Annotated in this window: 18 protein-coding genes; 5 read left to right on the top strand and 13 right to left on the bottom strand. The window is 34.0% G+C overall.

The window, feature by feature from the left end; all coding sequences use genetic code 11:
• Window positions 1-10: 10 nt before the first annotated feature.
• The 3 genes from PXC01_RS17820 to PXC01_RS17810 all read left to right on the top strand — a co-directional run bounded on the left by PXC01_RS17820 (window position 11) and on the right by PXC01_RS17810 (window position 2,050).
• Entirely contained in the window at window positions 11-895 is an 885-nt protein-coding gene (locus PXC01_RS17820) for a dienelactone hydrolase family protein (RefSeq protein ID WP_276473633.1), read from the top strand.
• Between the two features lie 140 nt (window positions 896-1,035).
• Window positions 1,036-1,203, top strand: a complete 168-nt coding sequence (locus PXC01_RS17815; protein ID WP_027067903.1) for a lmo0937 family membrane protein — start codon at window positions 1,036-1,038, stop codon at window positions 1,201-1,203.
• Between the two features lie 82 nt (window positions 1,204-1,285).
• Window positions 1,286-2,050: a creatininase family protein gene (locus tag PXC01_RS17810; protein ID WP_276473632.1), complete on the top strand. Its 765-nt coding sequence runs from the start codon at window positions 1,286-1,288 to the stop codon at window positions 2,048-2,050.
• A gap of 200 nt (window positions 2,051-2,250) precedes the next feature.
• Here the strand turns inward: PXC01_RS17810 and PXC01_RS17805 are convergent, their stop codons facing one another.
• From PXC01_RS17805 to rsfS, 6 genes are read right to left on the bottom strand one after another with little or no spacing between them, the layout of a single operon-like run.
• A complete protein-coding gene (locus PXC01_RS17805; protein ID WP_276473631.1) occupies window positions 2,251-2,505 on the bottom strand; it encodes an acyl-CoA-binding protein in 255 nt (84 codons plus the stop codon).
• Window positions 2,486-3,169 (bottom strand): phosphatidylserine decarboxylase family protein, encoded by a 684-nt coding sequence (locus PXC01_RS17800; RefSeq protein WP_276473630.1) that lies wholly within the window; start codon window positions 3,167-3,169, stop codon window positions 2,486-2,488. Before PXC01_RS17800 ends, PXC01_RS17805 begins: the two co-directional genes overlap by 20 nt.
• Window positions 3,159-3,962, bottom strand: a complete 804-nt coding sequence (locus tag PXC01_RS17795; protein ID WP_276473629.1) for a phosphatidate cytidylyltransferase — start codon at window positions 3,960-3,962, stop codon at window positions 3,159-3,161. Before PXC01_RS17795 ends, PXC01_RS17800 begins: the two co-directional genes overlap by 11 nt.
• Window position 3,963: 1 nt before the next feature.
• Window positions 3,964-4,575 carry an LUD domain-containing protein gene (locus PXC01_RS17790; protein ID WP_276473628.1) on the bottom strand — a complete coding sequence of 204 codons (612 nt, stop codon included), beginning with the start codon at window positions 4,573-4,575 and terminating at the stop codon, window positions 3,964-3,966.
• Between the two features lie 41 nt (window positions 4,576-4,616).
• Window positions 4,617-6,620: an ATP-dependent zinc metalloprotease FtsH gene (ftsH, locus tag PXC01_RS17785; protein WP_276473627.1), complete on the bottom strand. Its 2,004-nt coding sequence runs from the start codon at window positions 6,618-6,620 to the stop codon at window positions 4,617-4,619.
• A 12-nt stretch (window positions 6,621-6,632) separates the two neighbouring features.
• Window positions 6,633-7,007, bottom strand: coding sequence for a ribosome silencing factor (gene rsfS / locus PXC01_RS17780; protein WP_276473626.1), 375 nt, complete (start codon window positions 7,005-7,007; stop codon window positions 6,633-6,635).
• Window positions 7,008-7,100: 93 nt separating this feature from the next.
• Here rsfS and PXC01_RS17775 point away from each other — a divergent pair, with 93 nt between their 5' ends.
• Complete coding sequence (locus tag PXC01_RS17775) at window positions 7,101-7,832, top strand: biotin--[acetyl-CoA-carboxylase] ligase (RefSeq protein ID WP_276473625.1); 732 nt, start codon at window positions 7,101-7,103, stop codon at window positions 7,830-7,832.
• On the opposite strand, the gene PXC01_RS17770 is transcribed toward PXC01_RS17775, so the two are convergent.
• Together PXC01_RS17770 and pyrE are read right to left on the bottom strand one after the other, a co-directional pair.
• Window positions 7,829-8,221 (bottom strand): SRPBCC family protein, encoded by a 393-nt coding sequence (locus PXC01_RS17770; protein ID WP_276473624.1) that lies wholly within the window; start codon window positions 8,219-8,221, stop codon window positions 7,829-7,831. The two genes, PXC01_RS17775 and PXC01_RS17770, sit on opposite strands and share 4 nt — an antisense overlap.
• 2 nt (window positions 8,222-8,223) lie before the next feature.
• Window positions 8,224-8,868: an orotate phosphoribosyltransferase gene (gene pyrE / locus PXC01_RS17765; protein WP_276473623.1), complete on the bottom strand. Its 645-nt coding sequence runs from the start codon at window positions 8,866-8,868 to the stop codon at window positions 8,224-8,226.
• Window positions 8,869-8,875: 7 nt separating this feature from the next.
• Between pyrE and PXC01_RS17760 the strand changes: the two genes are divergently transcribed.
• The gene (locus tag PXC01_RS17760; RefSeq protein ID WP_276473622.1) at window positions 8,876-9,466 is read left to right on the top strand and encodes an NUDIX hydrolase; all 591 of its coding nucleotides are present in this window, start codon (window positions 8,876-8,878) and stop codon (window positions 9,464-9,466) included.
• 3 nt (window positions 9,467-9,469) lie between these two features.
• On the opposite strand, the gene PXC01_RS17755 is transcribed toward PXC01_RS17760, so the two are convergent.
• The 5 genes from PXC01_RS17755 to coaD all read right to left on the bottom strand — a co-directional run bounded on the left by PXC01_RS17755 (window position 9,470) and on the right by coaD (window position 16,063).
• Window positions 9,470-11,212, bottom strand: coding sequence for a M14 family metallopeptidase (locus PXC01_RS17755; RefSeq protein WP_276473621.1), 1,743 nt, complete (start codon window positions 11,210-11,212; stop codon window positions 9,470-9,472).
• Window positions 11,213-11,280: 68 nt separating this feature from the next.
• Window positions 11,281-11,685 carry a response regulator gene (locus tag PXC01_RS17750; protein WP_276473620.1) on the bottom strand — a complete coding sequence of 135 codons (405 nt, stop codon included), beginning with the start codon at window positions 11,683-11,685 and terminating at the stop codon, window positions 11,281-11,283.
• A complete protein-coding gene (locus PXC01_RS17745; protein ID WP_276473619.1) occupies window positions 11,672-13,612 on the bottom strand; it encodes a PAS domain S-box protein in 1,941 nt (646 codons plus the stop codon). Before PXC01_RS17745 ends, PXC01_RS17750 begins: the two co-directional genes overlap by 14 nt.
• Before the next feature lie 27 nt (window positions 13,613-13,639).
• Window positions 13,640-15,487 (bottom strand): PAS domain S-box protein, encoded by a 1,848-nt coding sequence (locus PXC01_RS17740; protein WP_276473618.1) that lies wholly within the window; start codon window positions 15,485-15,487, stop codon window positions 13,640-13,642.
• 123 nt (window positions 15,488-15,610) lie between these two features.
• Window positions 15,611-16,063: a pantetheine-phosphate adenylyltransferase gene (gene coaD, locus PXC01_RS17735; protein WP_276473617.1), complete on the bottom strand. Its 453-nt coding sequence runs from the start codon at window positions 16,061-16,063 to the stop codon at window positions 15,611-15,613.
• Window positions 16,064-16,128 lie beyond the last annotated feature (65 nt).

Genomic DNA, 16,128 nt, shown 5'->3' with positions numbered 1-16,128 from the left:
AGCTTTGAAAATGAAATCATTAAGAAAAGAGGATATTAAACAAGAAGTGTTTGATCTCTACGATGCCTATGCCCATAATAAACTAGAACGACGAGACTTTGTGCAAAAACTATCAATGTATGCGGTAGGAGGTATTACGGTACCTTCGTTAATGAGTTTTTTAATGCCTAATTACGAAACTACGTTATTGGTCGATAAAAACAATCCTGATCTTGATTCTGGTTTTATCACCTATGATTCGCCAAAAGGCGGTGGTGAGATTAAAGCACTACTTTCAAAACCAAAATCAGCTGATGATAAGTTACCGGGTATAGTGGTGGTACATGAAAATAGAGGTTTGAATCCGTATATTAAGGATACGGCAAGAAGAGCTGCTCTAGCGGGTTTTATCACGATTGCCCCAGATGCCTTGAGTCCGTTAGGTGGTTATCCAGGAAATGATGATGAAGGTAGGGAAATGCAACGGAAAAGAGACAGAAATGAAATGCTTGAGGATTTTATTTCGGCATTCAACTATTTAAAGAATCATGAAGGGTGTACAGGTAAGATAGGGGTTGTAGGTTTTTGTTTTGGTGGATGGATCTCTAATATGATGGCAGTAAAAGTGCCGGAATTGGCAGCTGCGGTTCCATTTTATGGTGGTCAACCTACGGAAGGAATAGAAGATATAAACGCTCCTTTATTACTGCAATACGCAGGTCTGGACGAACGTGTAAATGCCGGATGGCCTGAATATGAAAAAAAGCTTAATGAGCTGGGTAAAGAAAATACAGCCTATTTCTATCCAAATGTTAATCATGGTTTTCATAATACGTCTACTCCAAGATATGACGAACCGGCAGCAGAACTGGCATGGTCGCGAACCATTGATTTTTTTAAGGAAAATTTAATGTAAGTGGTTGGTTTTTAATACTTGTAGTGAAGTGTGTTGATAGTATGGCGCTGATTTAGAGCTAGTAATCAATTCGTTTGAGTTAAGGGTATAGGGGTAATGCCTTTAACTTTGTCATATAAACAATCTAAAAAACACACATTATGAGAAGTCTATTATGGTTAGTAGCAGTTATTTGTATAATTATATGGTTATTGGGAATGTTAGGAATTGTTCCTGGACTTGCAACCGGTAGTTTAGTACATATTTTATTGGTGATTGCAGTTATTGTAATTCTATACAACATTATATCTGGTAAAAAAGTCCTGTAATTACATTACATTATGTAAATAATATACATACCCTTGAATTTATTCAAGGGTTTTTTTTTGCGTATATAGTATCTTTAATACTATGATACGACCATATATACTAGCAGAAACAAATTGGAATCATTTAAAGGATGAAAATATAGAACTGGCGGTATTACCGTGGGGTGCAACAGAAGCGCATAATTATCATTTGCCATATGGCACAGATAACTACCAAGCTGAAAATATGGTTGAAGCTGCGGGTAAGATTGCATGGGAAAAGGGTAAAAAAGTAATTATTTTGCCCACCATACCTTACGGTGTCAATACAGGGCAAAAGGATATTTATTTGGATATGAATTTAAATCCGTCTACCCAATTGGCAATATTGAAAGACTTGGTAACTGTTTTGGATAGACAGGGAATTAGAAAGCTACTATTGTTCAATGGGCATGGTGGAAATAACTTTAAACCGATTGTTAGGGAACTGGGTTTAATGTTTCCAAAGATGTTCATCAGCTTCTGCTTTTTTCCACCAATGTTAGATAAATCTAAATATTTTAAGGAAAAAGGTGATCATGCAGATGAGATGGAGACTAGCCTCATGCTTTATTTAAGACCAGAACTGGTATTGGCGAAAGAAACATGGGGTAGTGGTAGTGCTAAAAAATTTAAGATCAAAGCTTATAATGAGGGTTGGGCTTGGGCAGAACGCCAATGGTCTAAAGTTAGTAGTGACACAGGTATAGGTAATCCGGAGTATGCTACTGCTGAAAAGGGAGAACGTTATTTTAAAGATGTATGTGAAAAATTGGAGGATCTTATCTGTTCCCTTTGTGATGCGAATTTAGAAGATTTATATCATTGATTTTTAATGGCAATCAATTTAACTAGAATATTGTTTTACGGCCATTCTATAAGAATTAGCATATAAATATAATGATAAGTGATTTGCAGATTTAAATGAAATAGCCCCAATGTTAATTTAACCTAATAATCTGTAAATTGATAAAGAGTTGTGTCTTAGGAAGAAGTAATAACATGATTTACCCATTAATCAATCTAAGGTTATTTTTTTAGTTCTTTGTTGACCAAATCAATATAAGATTGCATGGCCTTTTTCTTACTCATGTTTTTAGCTTGAATCAAAGCATTTGCCTTAAAGGCATTGATTAGAGGGGTTTTGCTACCTGGGTTGTCAAAATTTGCATTGGCTATTTTGTAGTAGGCATACAATTTTAGTAAAATGTCCGCAGGTATTGGTTCGGTAAAGCTATTGACCAAAGCAACTTTTTCCTCAAATTCAATACGTAATTTCTTCATGCTCGTTTGGATCGACAAAAGTAGCTATACAAGTTTCCGCGCCTTTAACTTTCTGATTTAACTTGACATTTATCTGGCAATCTAAAGGTAAAAATAAATCTACTCTAGAGCCAAACTTTATGAATCCTGCGTCATCACCTTGTTGAACGCTTTCTCCTTTTTCGGCGTAATTGACAATACGCCTAGCCAGGGCACCTGCAATTTGGCGATATAGAATTTCACCAAATTTAGGAGTTTTGATAACAACTGTAGTTCTTTCGTTTTCTTCACTGGATTTTGGGTGCCAAGCAACTAAGAATTTTCCAGGGTGATATTTGGAAAATGTTATACTACCACTAGCCGGGTATCTGGTAACATGTACGTTCACGGGAGACATGAATATAGAAACCTGTCTTCTTTTTTCCTTAAAAAATTCTTTTTCAAAAACCTCTTCTATAACAACGACTTTGCCATCTACCGGAGATAAAATTTCATCAAAGTTCTTCACCGCTAATCTTTTTGGGTTTCTGAAAAACTGGAGAATTATGATCAATAGCACTAAGCCTAACAATTGAACTGTTAATTTCAACCATGCTATATCAATAAAAAAATGAGCTAGCAATACGCTAATCCCAACTAAACAAAAAGTAAGTAATATAATTTTTTGTCCCTCCCTATGAAACATAACTGAATATATTTAAAGTTAAATATGCAAATGGTGCGGCAAAGACCAAGCTATCTAAACGGTCTAACATGCCTCCGTGACCTGGTAAAATGGCTCCGCTATCCTTAACGCCGGCCGCCCTTTTTAATTTAGATTCAATTAAATCGCCCAAGCTACCTGCAACGACAATTACAGTTGCTAGAATCATCCATTGTATTGGACTGATCAGCGCTTCAAAAGTAGCCATTAAATAAGCTGCAGCCAGTGCAAATATAAAGCCTCCAAGAGTACCTTCAATAGTTTTTTTAGGAGAAACTGAAGGAAAAAGTTTAGTTCTTCCTATGCTTTTGCCCACTAGGTATGCAAATGAGTCATTTACCCAAATTAAAATGAAAATACCCATTATCAACAGTTTGGCAAAAGCATCATTTTTATAAGGTATCATAGTTAAAAAAATACACCCTCCGCCAATATAGAAAAGACCGACAATAAATTTCATTGGAGTATTGAATTTAATAGGCTTTTTCGTGAATAGGTTAATGAGCAAATAAATATCTACAACAATGGTAATTACCATTAATATATTAATGACCTGTTGATTTTTTACCAAATATATAAATGCCCACCATATGGCTAAATAAGCAGCAAAAATATGATATCCTCTTAAGTGAACTAATTTTTTGTACTCATATAAACAAGCCAACCCAAAGGTCATAAATAAAAAGTCAAAGGCATCAGAACTTAAAAAGACTGCTGACAATAATAAGATTATGTACACAGCCCCAGTTAGTGACCTTCTTAGAATTTCTTTCATACTATAAATCTTCCAAAAGTAAAAGATAAAGATTTTTAGTACTACTACCATATGTTAGAAAATCATCTGAGTTTTCTGGGGTAGCTTTAAAGTGTTTTAGTGTAGTTATATTAGCCGGTATTTTTTGACCGTATTTCTTTTTTATGGTCTTTAGTCCTTCGCCTATAGACTCGATCAGCTGACTTGTGGTTGCAAAAACTACTACATTACTAGGTAGTTCGTTTACTTTTTTCTCCAATAATTGATTGGAGCAAACAAGTATACTGCCGTTTTGTGCAATTAAGTGCTCACAAGTAGTAAAGAATACTTCGCTTGATCTTGCTTGGTCCGTAAAAGTAATTGGCTCTTTTGAAAATTTTTGGGCTAGCCTTTCATCTAGAACGAAGAAAGGCTCGCTTTCCCAATTATTTTCAGTTATTATATTTTGAATTGCTTTTGAAACTTCGGCATCAGAATCGCAATAAATAAACTTTCCGCCATTTTGCTTAAAATGAATAGTAAATTTTTCGTCAACAGGAATATTCAAATCTGGCATATGATCTCCGCGCGTTTCTGTAGTTTCTTTCGAAACCTTCTTCTTGCCACCACCAAATAAAATATCTAAAAACCCCATTTACGTTATTGAAATAATTGCTAATCTAAAGTACTGCAATTTTACTTATTCTCTGTAATTTCTTGCTCTTCCGTAGATTTGTTGTCCTCTTCTTCCTTAAGTTTCTTCTCGTTTTCTAAAGCTAAAATATCCTTTTCGAAATTTCGCTTGCCAAAGATTTTTTCTAAATCTTCCTTAAAGATAACCTCTTTCTCTAACAATCTTTCAGCTAAAGTGGTAAGTTTATCTTTATTCTCAGTTAAAACCTTGATAGCACGTTGATACTGCTCTTCAATTATTTTTGAAATTTCTGCATCTATTTTACGCGCAGTGTCTTCACTGTAAGGTTTTGAGAAACCGTACGAATCTTGACCAGATGAATCATAATAGGTGATATTACCAATTTCATCATTAAGTCCATAAATAGTAACCATTGCTCTAGCCTGCTTGGTTACTTTCTCCAAGTCACTTAAGGCGCCTGTAGAAATTTTATTGAAAATCACTTTTTCAGCAGCTCTACCGCCCATAGTTGCACACATTTCGTCCAACATTTGTTCTGGCCTAACAATTAAGCGCTCTTCCGGTAAATACCATGCAGCACCTAATGATTGTCCTCTTGGTACAATGGTAACTTTTACCAAAGGAGCGGCGTGCTCCAACATCCAACTAGTGGTTGCGTGACCAGCCTCATGATAAGCAATGGTTTCTTTCTCACCAGGAGTAATAATTTTATTTTTCTTTTCTAGACCACCAACGATTCTATCGACCGCATCTAAGAAATCTTGCTTTGTAACCGCTTTTTTCTCATTACGAGCTGCAATTAGCGCAGCTTCGTTACAAACATTTGCAATATCTGCACCAGAGAAACCAGGCGTTTGTCTTGCCAAGAAATCTAAATCTAACGTCTCTGCAGTTTTGATAGGTCTTAAATGAACTTCAAAAATTTCCTTACGCTCACGAATATCTGGAAGATCCACGTAGATTTGTCTGTCAAATCTACCGGCACGCATTAATGCTTTATCCAATACATCTGCACGGTTGGTTGCTGCAAGTACAATTACGTTTGTATTGGTGCCAAAACCATCCATTTCTGTTAGTAATTGGTTCAACGTATTTTCACGCTCATCATTAGATCCCGTAAAATTGTTTTTACCTCTTGCCCTACCAATGGCATCGATCTCATCAATAAATATAATGGCCGGTGATTTGTCTTTAGCTTGCTTGAACAGGTCACGTACTCTAGAAGCACCTACACCTACGAACATTTCAACGAAATCTGAACCGGATAACGAGAAGAAAGGAACCTTAGCTTCACCTGCAACGGCCTTGGCCAATAGTGTTTTACCAGTACCTGGAGGTCCTACAAGTAATGCACCTTTTGGTATTTTACCACCTAATGATGTATACTTGTCCGGGTTTCTTAAAAATTCTACGATCTCTTCTACTTCTTCTTTTGCGCCTTCTAATCCGGCAACGTCTTTAAAGGAAGTTCTTGTATCTGTCTTTTCGTCAAATAATTTTGCTTTAGACTTACCTATATTAAAAATCTGACCTCCGGCACCGCCGCCGCCGCCGCCAGACATTCTACGCATTAAATAGATCCAAATACCTATAATCAATACAAATGGTAAAAGCGATAACAAGAAATCTAAAATAGCAGTAGATTCCTTACCAAATTCAATGATTGTATCTAAATTGTTTTCTTTTTTGATTTCAGTGATTTCATTCTGAAATATTTGAAGGTCACCATAATCTAAAGTGTACTGAGGTACATTGCCGGATGATGGAAGAAAAGACTTCTCGTTCACATCTTTGTGAACTTCTTTTGCAATAGCATCATCGGTTAAAAAAACCTTTGCTTGATTGGTGTTGGTAATGATCAATACTTTTTTGACATCACCATTTCTTAAATACTGCTGTAATTCTGAAGTAGTCGTTTTTTGTGTGCTAGCTAGGTCATCACTATTGAATAATTGAAATCCAATAAGTAATACTGCTACCAATCCATAAATCCACCAAGAACTAAACTTTGGTTTTTTCGGATTTGTTTTGTTTTCTTTTGCCATTTTAATTTTTTATTAATTTACGCTACTTTCTATAGTTGTGAATTTTGCATCTCCCCATAAACCTTCTATATCATAAAATTCTCTTACTTGCTTTTGGAAGATATGAACAACTACATTAACGTAGTCCATAAGTACCCATTCGGCATTGTCTTCGCCTTCTACGTGCCAAGGTTTGTCTTGAATCGCTTTACTTACTGTTTTTTGAATAGAACCTACAATAGCATTTACATGCGTATTCGAAGTACCGTTACAAACTATGAAGTAATCACAAACGGTATTCTCAATTTCTCTTAAATCTAATAGGTTGATGTTGTGACCTTTTACTTCGTCAATTCCCTGAATTATTAATGCAATTAACTCATCTTTGCTAGTTTTATTTTCCTGCATTCAAAAATTTTAGTTTTTACAAAGTTATTATTTTTTTGTTCTTTTAGGACTAGTTTTTAACAATACATTAAAGATTCACAATAAGAACAGTAAATGCAAATAATCAAACTTGATGCCACGCAATCTACGAACACCTATTTAAAAGATTTATCATTTAATAAAGTATTGGAAGATTTTACTGTAATTAGTACTGCAAACCAAACTTCCGGTAGGGGGCAAATGAGTGCTAAATGGGAGTCTGAACCTTATAAGAATCTAGCTTTCAGCGTATTGAAAAATGATATCAATGTGCCCTTACAACGTGTTTTTTTAATAAGTGTTTGTGTGTCACTTGCAATAATAGATGCTTTAAACCGGTTGGCAATACCTGATTTAAGTATAAAATGGCCTAACGACATTCTGTCAGGTAATTCTAAAATAGGAGGTATCTTGATAGAAAATATTTTGTCGGGTTCAAAAATTAGGCGCACAATTATAGGATTTGGATTAAATGTTAACCAAGAAGTATTTAGAAATGCACCAAATGCATCTTCTATGAAAAATATTGTGGGCACTGATTTTAATCTAGATTCGGTATTTTATTCAATAATTGAACAGTTGTATTTGTATTTAAACAAACCTATAGATAGTTTAGAGGAAGAATTATATGCTCAGTATCATACTAAACTGTTCAGAATAGGTAAGGTCAGTACTTTTGTAAAAGAAGATGATTCACGCTTTACCGGCACAATAGAAGAAGTTTCTATTGGCGGTAAATTAGTGGTAAAACATGAAAATGGTAATTTATTGGAATATGGGTTAAAGGAAATACGTTTGTTGTATTAGACTTTGCCCAAATTTGTTGATAGGGTATTGATGAAATTTGTTATCGGTTTTTTGATCATCATGGCCATCATTGCATTGAATTCACCTTTAAAACTTAGAACAACCTCGCTTTTATCGGCATCTATTTCTATAATATCCGCAGTTAAGGTAAATGGTAGTTTTTCACTTGCAGCACCTAAAACAATTTGGTTGAACGGTGTTTGCTCTTTTTTCTCCAATACAATTTCTGGCATTCCTTTTAGTGCGAAAAGAAATCTATTTTCATTTAAAACTTCGAATTTGTCAATATTTTCAGGCATTAACAATCTAAAATTAGGCAGGTCGTTCAAGAAGTTAAATGTTTCTTCTTTATTTTTTGATATTTCTGCCTTTGGTGTTTCTATAAACATAGTTATTTATTTGTCCATTTTGAAGGATCTTTCCTCCATTGCTTTAATGTAATTAGTTGCTCTTCTTTGACGTAGCCTGTGTCAGATGCCTGTTCAATTAAATAATCATAACTACTTAAAGTATGCAACTCTGTATGTTCTTCTTTAAAGTTAGAATCGGCAGTTTCAAAACCATATGTGAAAATTGCCAACATACCCTTTACTTTGGCATCTACCGCCTTTAGTGCTTTTACAGCGTTAAGGCTACTTTTTCCGGTGCTGATCAAATCTTCTATAACCACTACTGTTTGGTGGGCTTCTAAATGACCTTCTATTTGATTTTGTCGACCATGTGATTTAGGTTCAGGCCTAACGTAAACAAACGGTAAATTAAGTTTGTCGGCAACTAAAGCTCCAATTCCAATTGCACCTGTAGCTACGCCTACAATACAATCTGGCTTGCCGTAAAGTTGCTCTACCTGCTTTGCCATTTCATCACGAACGTAGTTTCTTATAATAGGATAAGAAAGTAAAATTCTATTATCGCAATATATAGGAGATTTCCAGCCCGAGGCCCATGTAAAAGGATTTTCGGGTTTCAATTTTATTGCATTAATTTGCAAGAGAAGCTCTGCTGTTTTTTTTGCAGTGTTTTTGTCTAAAACCATAACGCAAATGTATAAAGTTTTTGTTAATGAATTGCCTTTGATTTTGACAAATAAACTCTCTGATACAACAAATGGGGAGTATTATTCTTTAAATCAAGAATCTATTGAGGAGGCAATTACTTCATTGAGAAAGGAGAAGTTGAGGGAAGCGTTTATTTATCATCCTAATTACGATGAAATTTTAAAAAAATTCACTCAAGTCGTTCCTTTGGTAATTGCCGGTGGCGGTGTCGTTAAAAATAGAGAGGGGAAAGTACTTTTTATTTACCGAAACGATAAATGGGATTTACCTAAGGGCAAATTGGACAAAGGGGAATCTATTGAGGAATGTGCCGTTCGTGAAGTAGAAGAAGAAACCGGTGTAAAAGGTCTTGTTATAGATCGTTACATTAGAACAACATATCACATTTTTAAGCGTAATGGCGTTAATAAACTAAAGCAGGTTTATTGGTATGAGATGCGTACCAATTTTGAGGGTAAACTAAAACCTGAAAAAAAGGAGGGTATCTTTAAGGTAAGATGGAAAGGGCCTGATAAAATAGAAAAAGCACTAGAAAATTCTTATGCCAACATCAAAATTTTATTTGGGAGAGATTAACGTCTATTGCTTTATTCTATAGACCGGATATTGTAAATGTGCCTTTTCATAAAGATTACTTTTTTTAAAAAGCCAATCTAATTGCATGTACCAGTTTTGGTTGAAATCTGGTTCATGCATTTTTTTATGATCAAATTCTGCCTTAAGAATAGAATCTGTCTCTAAAAGTTTTAGTGCGGTATCTTCAAAAACATATGGAGAGAAACCTTCTTTTTGTTGAAGAATGGTGTCAAAATAATTCCAATTAAAAAATGAATCTACGGCAGAAGGTTCTAAAGTTTCTAAAATATATCTAAAACCTGGCTGACCTGTTGGTATAATAATATCTCCTGCCAAGAATACTTTATTCTCCTCGGTTTTAGTTACGGTTGTATTGTAATGTGGGTAATGTCCTTCATAAGGTGATGTGTAAGTCTGGTATTCATTTATCCTATAGCTCTCTACTGTTATGGCCGAGTCTTTTTTAAGCGTGGAATACGTAATTTTGTTCAGATCTAATTTTTCTATAATATTTTCCCACTGTTTGCCCAATACATACGCTTTAGGAATTTTAACGGAGTCTGTAGCCATATAATAATCTTGGTAGATTACTTCTTTTTCAATCGGAAAATTTCGGTTGTATTTAAGTCTAGTTGATTCTGTAACATCACTAATAATCGTATCTGCCCGATAGCCTTTGAATATATACTTGGAATTTTTGGTAGCGTCAACTGTCCAGGAAATAGGGTAATGTTCTTTTTTGCTGTTCTTTGAAAATGCCGCATTTCTTAAGTTTTTTATTTTGCTGCCATCGTTATCGGTAATGGAAATCATGTTTTTCATTAGTTGATAGGTACCTTCTACACGCATGTGGTATGGTTTTAACATATGTGTCTCTACCATCATGCCTACGGTATTGAACAATGTGGTATAACCTGTAGAATATCTTGGGTGGTCCATAAATTGTTGAAAACCATTTTCAGGTGGACTATTGAATACATTAACATATGGGGTAATATCCCAATTGGCTTTTGATAAAGAATCTTGTAGTTGAGGCATTAATGAGCCATGAACGTATTCACCTAATTCACCGCCCAATTTATTATGTTGCGTAAATAAATGTGTAAGTGTGTATTGGTAATCCGCACCATTGCTTACATGGTTGTCTATAAAAATATCAGGATTTATGAGATGAAAAATTTTTGCAAATGTCTTGGCGTTCTTGGTATCGGTTTTAATGAAATCTCTATTTAAATCGTAGTTTTTTGCATTGCCTCTAAAACCATATTCCAATGGTCCGTTTTGGTTGGCACGAGTAGTACTGTTCCTATTGAGCGCCCCTCCTACATTATAGATAGGAATTGTAGCTATTATAGTTTTCTGTGGTGTTTTAATTTCATTGCCGGCCAAATCTCTAAATAAAAGCATTGTAGCATCAATACCGTCACTTTCACCAGGGTGTATACCATTGTTGATTAACATCATGGTATTGGTCTCGCTAAGTTTTTTGTAATCAAAATCTCCTTTTGGACTATAGGTGACAACATGCAAAGGCTCACCGCTGTCAGTATTGCCAATGGTTTGTATATTGATCGAAGAAAATTCTTTGGATAGTTTTATGTAAAAATCTATGACCTCGTTGTAGGTTGCAGTCTCTTTTTTGTTTGAAACTTCAAAAGGAGTAAGAAAATCTGTTTTAGTATTCTCAACTTTACTTTCACAAGAGAAAATTAATAGTGCTAAAAAGATGAATGATATATTTTTCATAAACAGACAATTACAAAGGCAATTAATACCATGAACTGAATGTAAAAATAATCAATACTTTTATTGCCTTAAGCTACTTGTGTAATTTCTGATATTTTATTTCTATCAATAGGTTTTTGATTGAAAGTAATTAAATGATGGCTTTTACTTTTATAATTTTCCCATTGCTTTTTATCAAAAGGGTCAATTGAAGAAGTAACGATATTTATTCTAATTTTATCTTTAATAGGAATTTTAATAAAAGCTTCTAAAAACTCCCATCCATCCATTATAGGCATATTGATATCTAAAAAAATGACTTGTGGAATTTTTTGTCCATTTTTAAAAAACTCCGTCATTGCGTCTAATGCTATTTTGCCGTTATCATATGATTCTATTGAGCTACAGTCAACACTTGATGATATTAATTTTCGTAAACCGAACACGGTAATAGCGTCGTCATCAATTATAGTGATATCATTAATTTTTTTCATTAAAAAAAATTTTAAATTCTGTTCCTTTACCTACTTCGCTACTAACTTCTACCTTACCGTTCATGGCATCTATTTGATTCTTTGTTAAGTATAGACCTATTCCTCTGGCATCTTTATGGTCATGAAAGGTTTTATACATTCCAAATAACTTTTCTCCATATTTTTCCAGGTCAATGCCTAGGCCGTTATCCTTTATGGAAAGAATTGCATAGCCCGCTTTTCTCTCAGCGCTTAGAATGATATGCCCTTGTCTCTCTGGGTGTTTATATTTTATTGCATTAGAAATAAAGTTGGTTAGAATACTGTCTAAGTATGCCGGTACCGTTTTTATTTCAAAATCCGTAGGAATAATATTTTCAATTTTACTTTTACTGTTTAAAATAAAAGGAGAAAGGTTTTTGCAAACATCAACTACCTTATTGTTCAAGTTCATTTCTTTGATGGCAATATTGGTATTGGTATTAATTGATACCACTTCGTTTAAATTATCTAGTGTCTCCAAAAGATTATTAGATGCTTTGGTTAGCATTTTAATTATACTCTTTTTTTCGTTTTCATCACTTTCGCTTTCTAAAAAGCTCAGTAACATTGAGAAATTGGCAGAGTGTGAACGAAGGTTGTGTGAAACTATATGAGCGAAATTTAAAAGCTTTTTATTTTGTACAGAGGCAATGTTTATAATATTTCTAAGTTCTTTTTCCTTTTCTTTTAAAGGGGTAATGTCCAAACTGATGCCTACTATACCATATGCAATACCCTTGTTGTTTAAAAGTGGAATTTTAGAGCTTAAAAAAGAGGTTTCCTTGCCGCTTAAAGTGGTTCTAACTATTTCTTTGCCAATAACTGGTTTTAAGGTGTTCATAACCTTTAAATCTTCTTCTCTTGACTTTTTGGCAACTTCATATGAATACAGTTGAAAATCATTTTTTCCAATGATGTCTTTTGGGTTGTTGACACCTAAATATTCACATTCTGCTTTGTTGATTAAGACTTTTCTTGATTCGGTATCTTTAATATAAACATTGACCGGTAAATTGTCGATCAAGGTTCTTAATAATTTTTCGTTATCTATAGTCTTGATGTCCGCTTCTACTTGCTCGTGAATATCTTGAAAAGTACCTATGAGACCCACCATTTTACCTTTATTGTAAATAGGTTTTCCCCCGGCCATAACCCACTTTTCTTTTCCTGAACTCGTTATAATTTGCAGTTTTAGATTACTCCAGGCTTTACCATTGTTCTGAGCTTCAAACAGCGCCATGGATATTGCGTTTCTACTATGGCCCTCTTTATAGTAAAATAGGGCTGTTTCAATATTTGGTACAAAACCCGGTGAAACCTCATGAATAGATTTTGTAGTGGAACACCAGAATAATTTGTTCTCGGCAATATTATATTCCCATCGACCAATTTTGGTGATTTCTGCTTGCTGCTCTAAAAGTAATTCCTTTTTGTTGAGTTCTAGCTCATTGTTGACAGCTTCGGTAATATTGCTTAATTGAATTATTGCGCCTACTATATTTTCGTCCGTATCATACCATGGTGCATTTGTCCATTCAAACCATTGTTCATGACCTGTACAGTCAATAGATTGATGAATGCCCATGGGTTGCGGATTTCCTTTAAAACAATTATTTAATACCATTTTCCATTTATGGCTTAAATTGGGGAATACAGCAAATAAGCTTTTGGAGTCGCTACACGCTTCATTCTTGTCAAAAATGCTAGACCACTTGTCAGATGTCTGAACAATATTGTAATTAGTGTCAATAAACGCCGTTGGTGTTGGCAATTGTCTAATTAGGTACGAAGCATTTGATATTTGGGGAACTTTTATCATACCGATGTAATTTCTTACAAAGGTAGTGGGAATGTCGTATTTGGCTATATTATTGTTGTGAATGTTGTCATTTACGTTGTATAACAATTATTATTCTTTTTAAATGATGAATTTTTACTTTTTGTTGAAATAGAACTTAAAAGTAGTTCCTTGGTTAGGAATACTATCAACGGTAATTTTTCCGTTCATTGCTTCCATTTGATTTTTGGTTATGTACAGCCCAATTCCTCTAGAATCTTTATTCCTATGAAAGGTTTTATATAGTCCAAAAATTTGATCTCCATATTTTTCCATGTCAATACCTAGTCCGTTATCTTCAACATTTAGTATCGTGTAGTTTTTATCTTCTTCTACGCTAAGTATTATTATCGGTTTCTTTTCCTCACATCTATACTTAATGGAATTTGTAATACAATTGGTCAAAATACTATTTAGATAGGCGGGTAGGGCTTTTACCTGGGTTGTTTCCGGTATTTCGTTAATGATTTTACCATTGGTTTCTTTCAATAGACCGGCAACATTCTGTTCAACTACAAATAGACTTTCGTTGAGAGACAGTAATTTTTTCTCTTCATTAATACTAGATTTTACGGCTACTATTTCTCTTAGTCCCTTGATGGTTTCAGATAAGTTATCCGAAGCGCTGAATAGCATGTTCATATATTTGTTACGTTGAACCAAACCTGTCTCATCATTTAAAAAATTCAACAACAACGAAAAATTTGTTGCGTGTGTTTTTAAATTATGTGATACCATATGGGCAAAGTTTAAAAGCTGCTCATTTTTTTCTTTAGCTGCATTAATGGTGTTTTTTAACTTTTTTTCTAACTGGGTTTGCGTGGTAATATTCTGAATAGTACATAAAATACTTGTCCTATTATTCAGCCCGTTTACAAGATTTCCGGTTACCTTAAGGTTTAACGTATGGCCTAATTTATTTATAAAAGTAAAATCTATAGGATCAAAAGATTCTTTTTCCTTTAATTGATTTACAATGTCCGTTTCTTTTTTTAGAAATGTTTTACCTATAAATTCCTTAAAGTTTTTATTGATAAAATATTCTTTTTCAAAACCTGAGAGTTTTGCAAATTGTTCATTTACATTTAAAAATTTTCCGTTTTTAAAATCTATAATGGCAAGGCCAAAAGGAACTTTTTCAAATAAAGGATATTCGCTAAGCTCTGTCTCAAGTATTGTATTTTTGACCTCAATTTTATTTTCTTGGTCTACTTGTTGTATGGTACCAATTATTCTAGTGCAAACACCGTCTTTAAACTTAGGTCTTCCAATAGTATTGACCCATATTACCGTACCGTTTTTTTGTATTAATTGTGCTTTTACATTCCAAGGTTTACCTAAGGTGGTTGCCTCATCAACAACTTTTTGTATTACTTTTTTAGATTCATCTTCATAAAAATCTATAGCCGTTTCCAAAGTTGGTTCAAAATTTGCCGGAAGACCATAGATTTTGTTGACTATAGGTGTCCAAAGCAAAGAATTATTTATAGTGTCCAATTCCCAACTACCAATCTTAGCGACTGTAGTTTTATTATTAAGAATTAGTTTGGTTCTATGTAGTTCCAATTCCAGTTCTTGGGTCTTGGTTATGGGGTCAATTTTTATGATTACGCCAATGATATTGCCATAACCATCTTTCCAAGGGTTTAAATGCCAAATAGAATCTTTTGATGCATACTTACATTTATTGGCATTGTATTTAAACTTTATATCACGAAGGCCGTCTAAACTATATTTTAATCTTGTTTTAAGTTCTTGTGCCAACTCAGGAAACAAGTCAACAAAATATTTACCCTTTATTGGCTCTAGATCGAGTTGAAAATCAGCCTCCCATCTTGGCGATGCACTAATTAACTTAAAGTTAGTATCTACAATAACAATAGATGATGGAATTTGTTTGATCCAATCTAAAGAAAACGATGAACTATTTTTTGATCTAATCATTGGTGGAAAGAATTTTCTTACGAATTTATAGGAAAATTGTAGTTTGCCCACCTAAATTGTTGTGTTTTTGCGAAAAGTTGTGGTTGAAAGTGGTTTATCTGTTGTCAGGCCGACGAAATACACTCATTTTCTTACAGAATTGGGTACTAAACCTGTATAGTCACCTCCATTGCGTATAACGTCTCTAACTATAGACGAGCTTATGTATGATTTGCCCGATGAGGTCAATAGAAACACGGTTTCTATCTCAGATAATTTTCTATTGGTATGTGCAATTGCCTTCTCAAATTCAAAATCGCCCGGATTTCGTAATCCTCTTAAAATAAAGTTGGCATCGACTTTCTTACAAAAATCTACAGTGAGTCCTACATATGATTTCACAGTAATTGAAGGAACATCTTTAAAGGCTTCCTCTATAAATTGTATACGCTGTTCTAAGCTGAACATGTACTTTTTATCGGCATTTTTTCCAATGGCAATAATGACCTCGTCAAATAAAGTTATGCCACGCATAATTATATCATGATGTCCTAAAGTTAAAGGGTCAAAAGAACCTGGAAAAATTGCGCGTCTCATATGTGTATTTTACTGGATAATCGAGATTTAAAATAATCCGATGTTTTGGTCAAATTATTTGTTGT

The sequence above is a fragment of the Maribacter huludaoensis genome (genome assembly GCF_029350945.1).
In the GTDB taxonomy this organism is placed as follows: domain Bacteria; phylum Bacteroidota; class Bacteroidia; order Flavobacteriales; family Flavobacteriaceae; genus Maribacter; species Maribacter huludaoensis.
The sequence above is the reverse complement of the archived record's forward strand: the minus strand, read 5'-3'. Positions and strand labels throughout refer to the sequence as shown.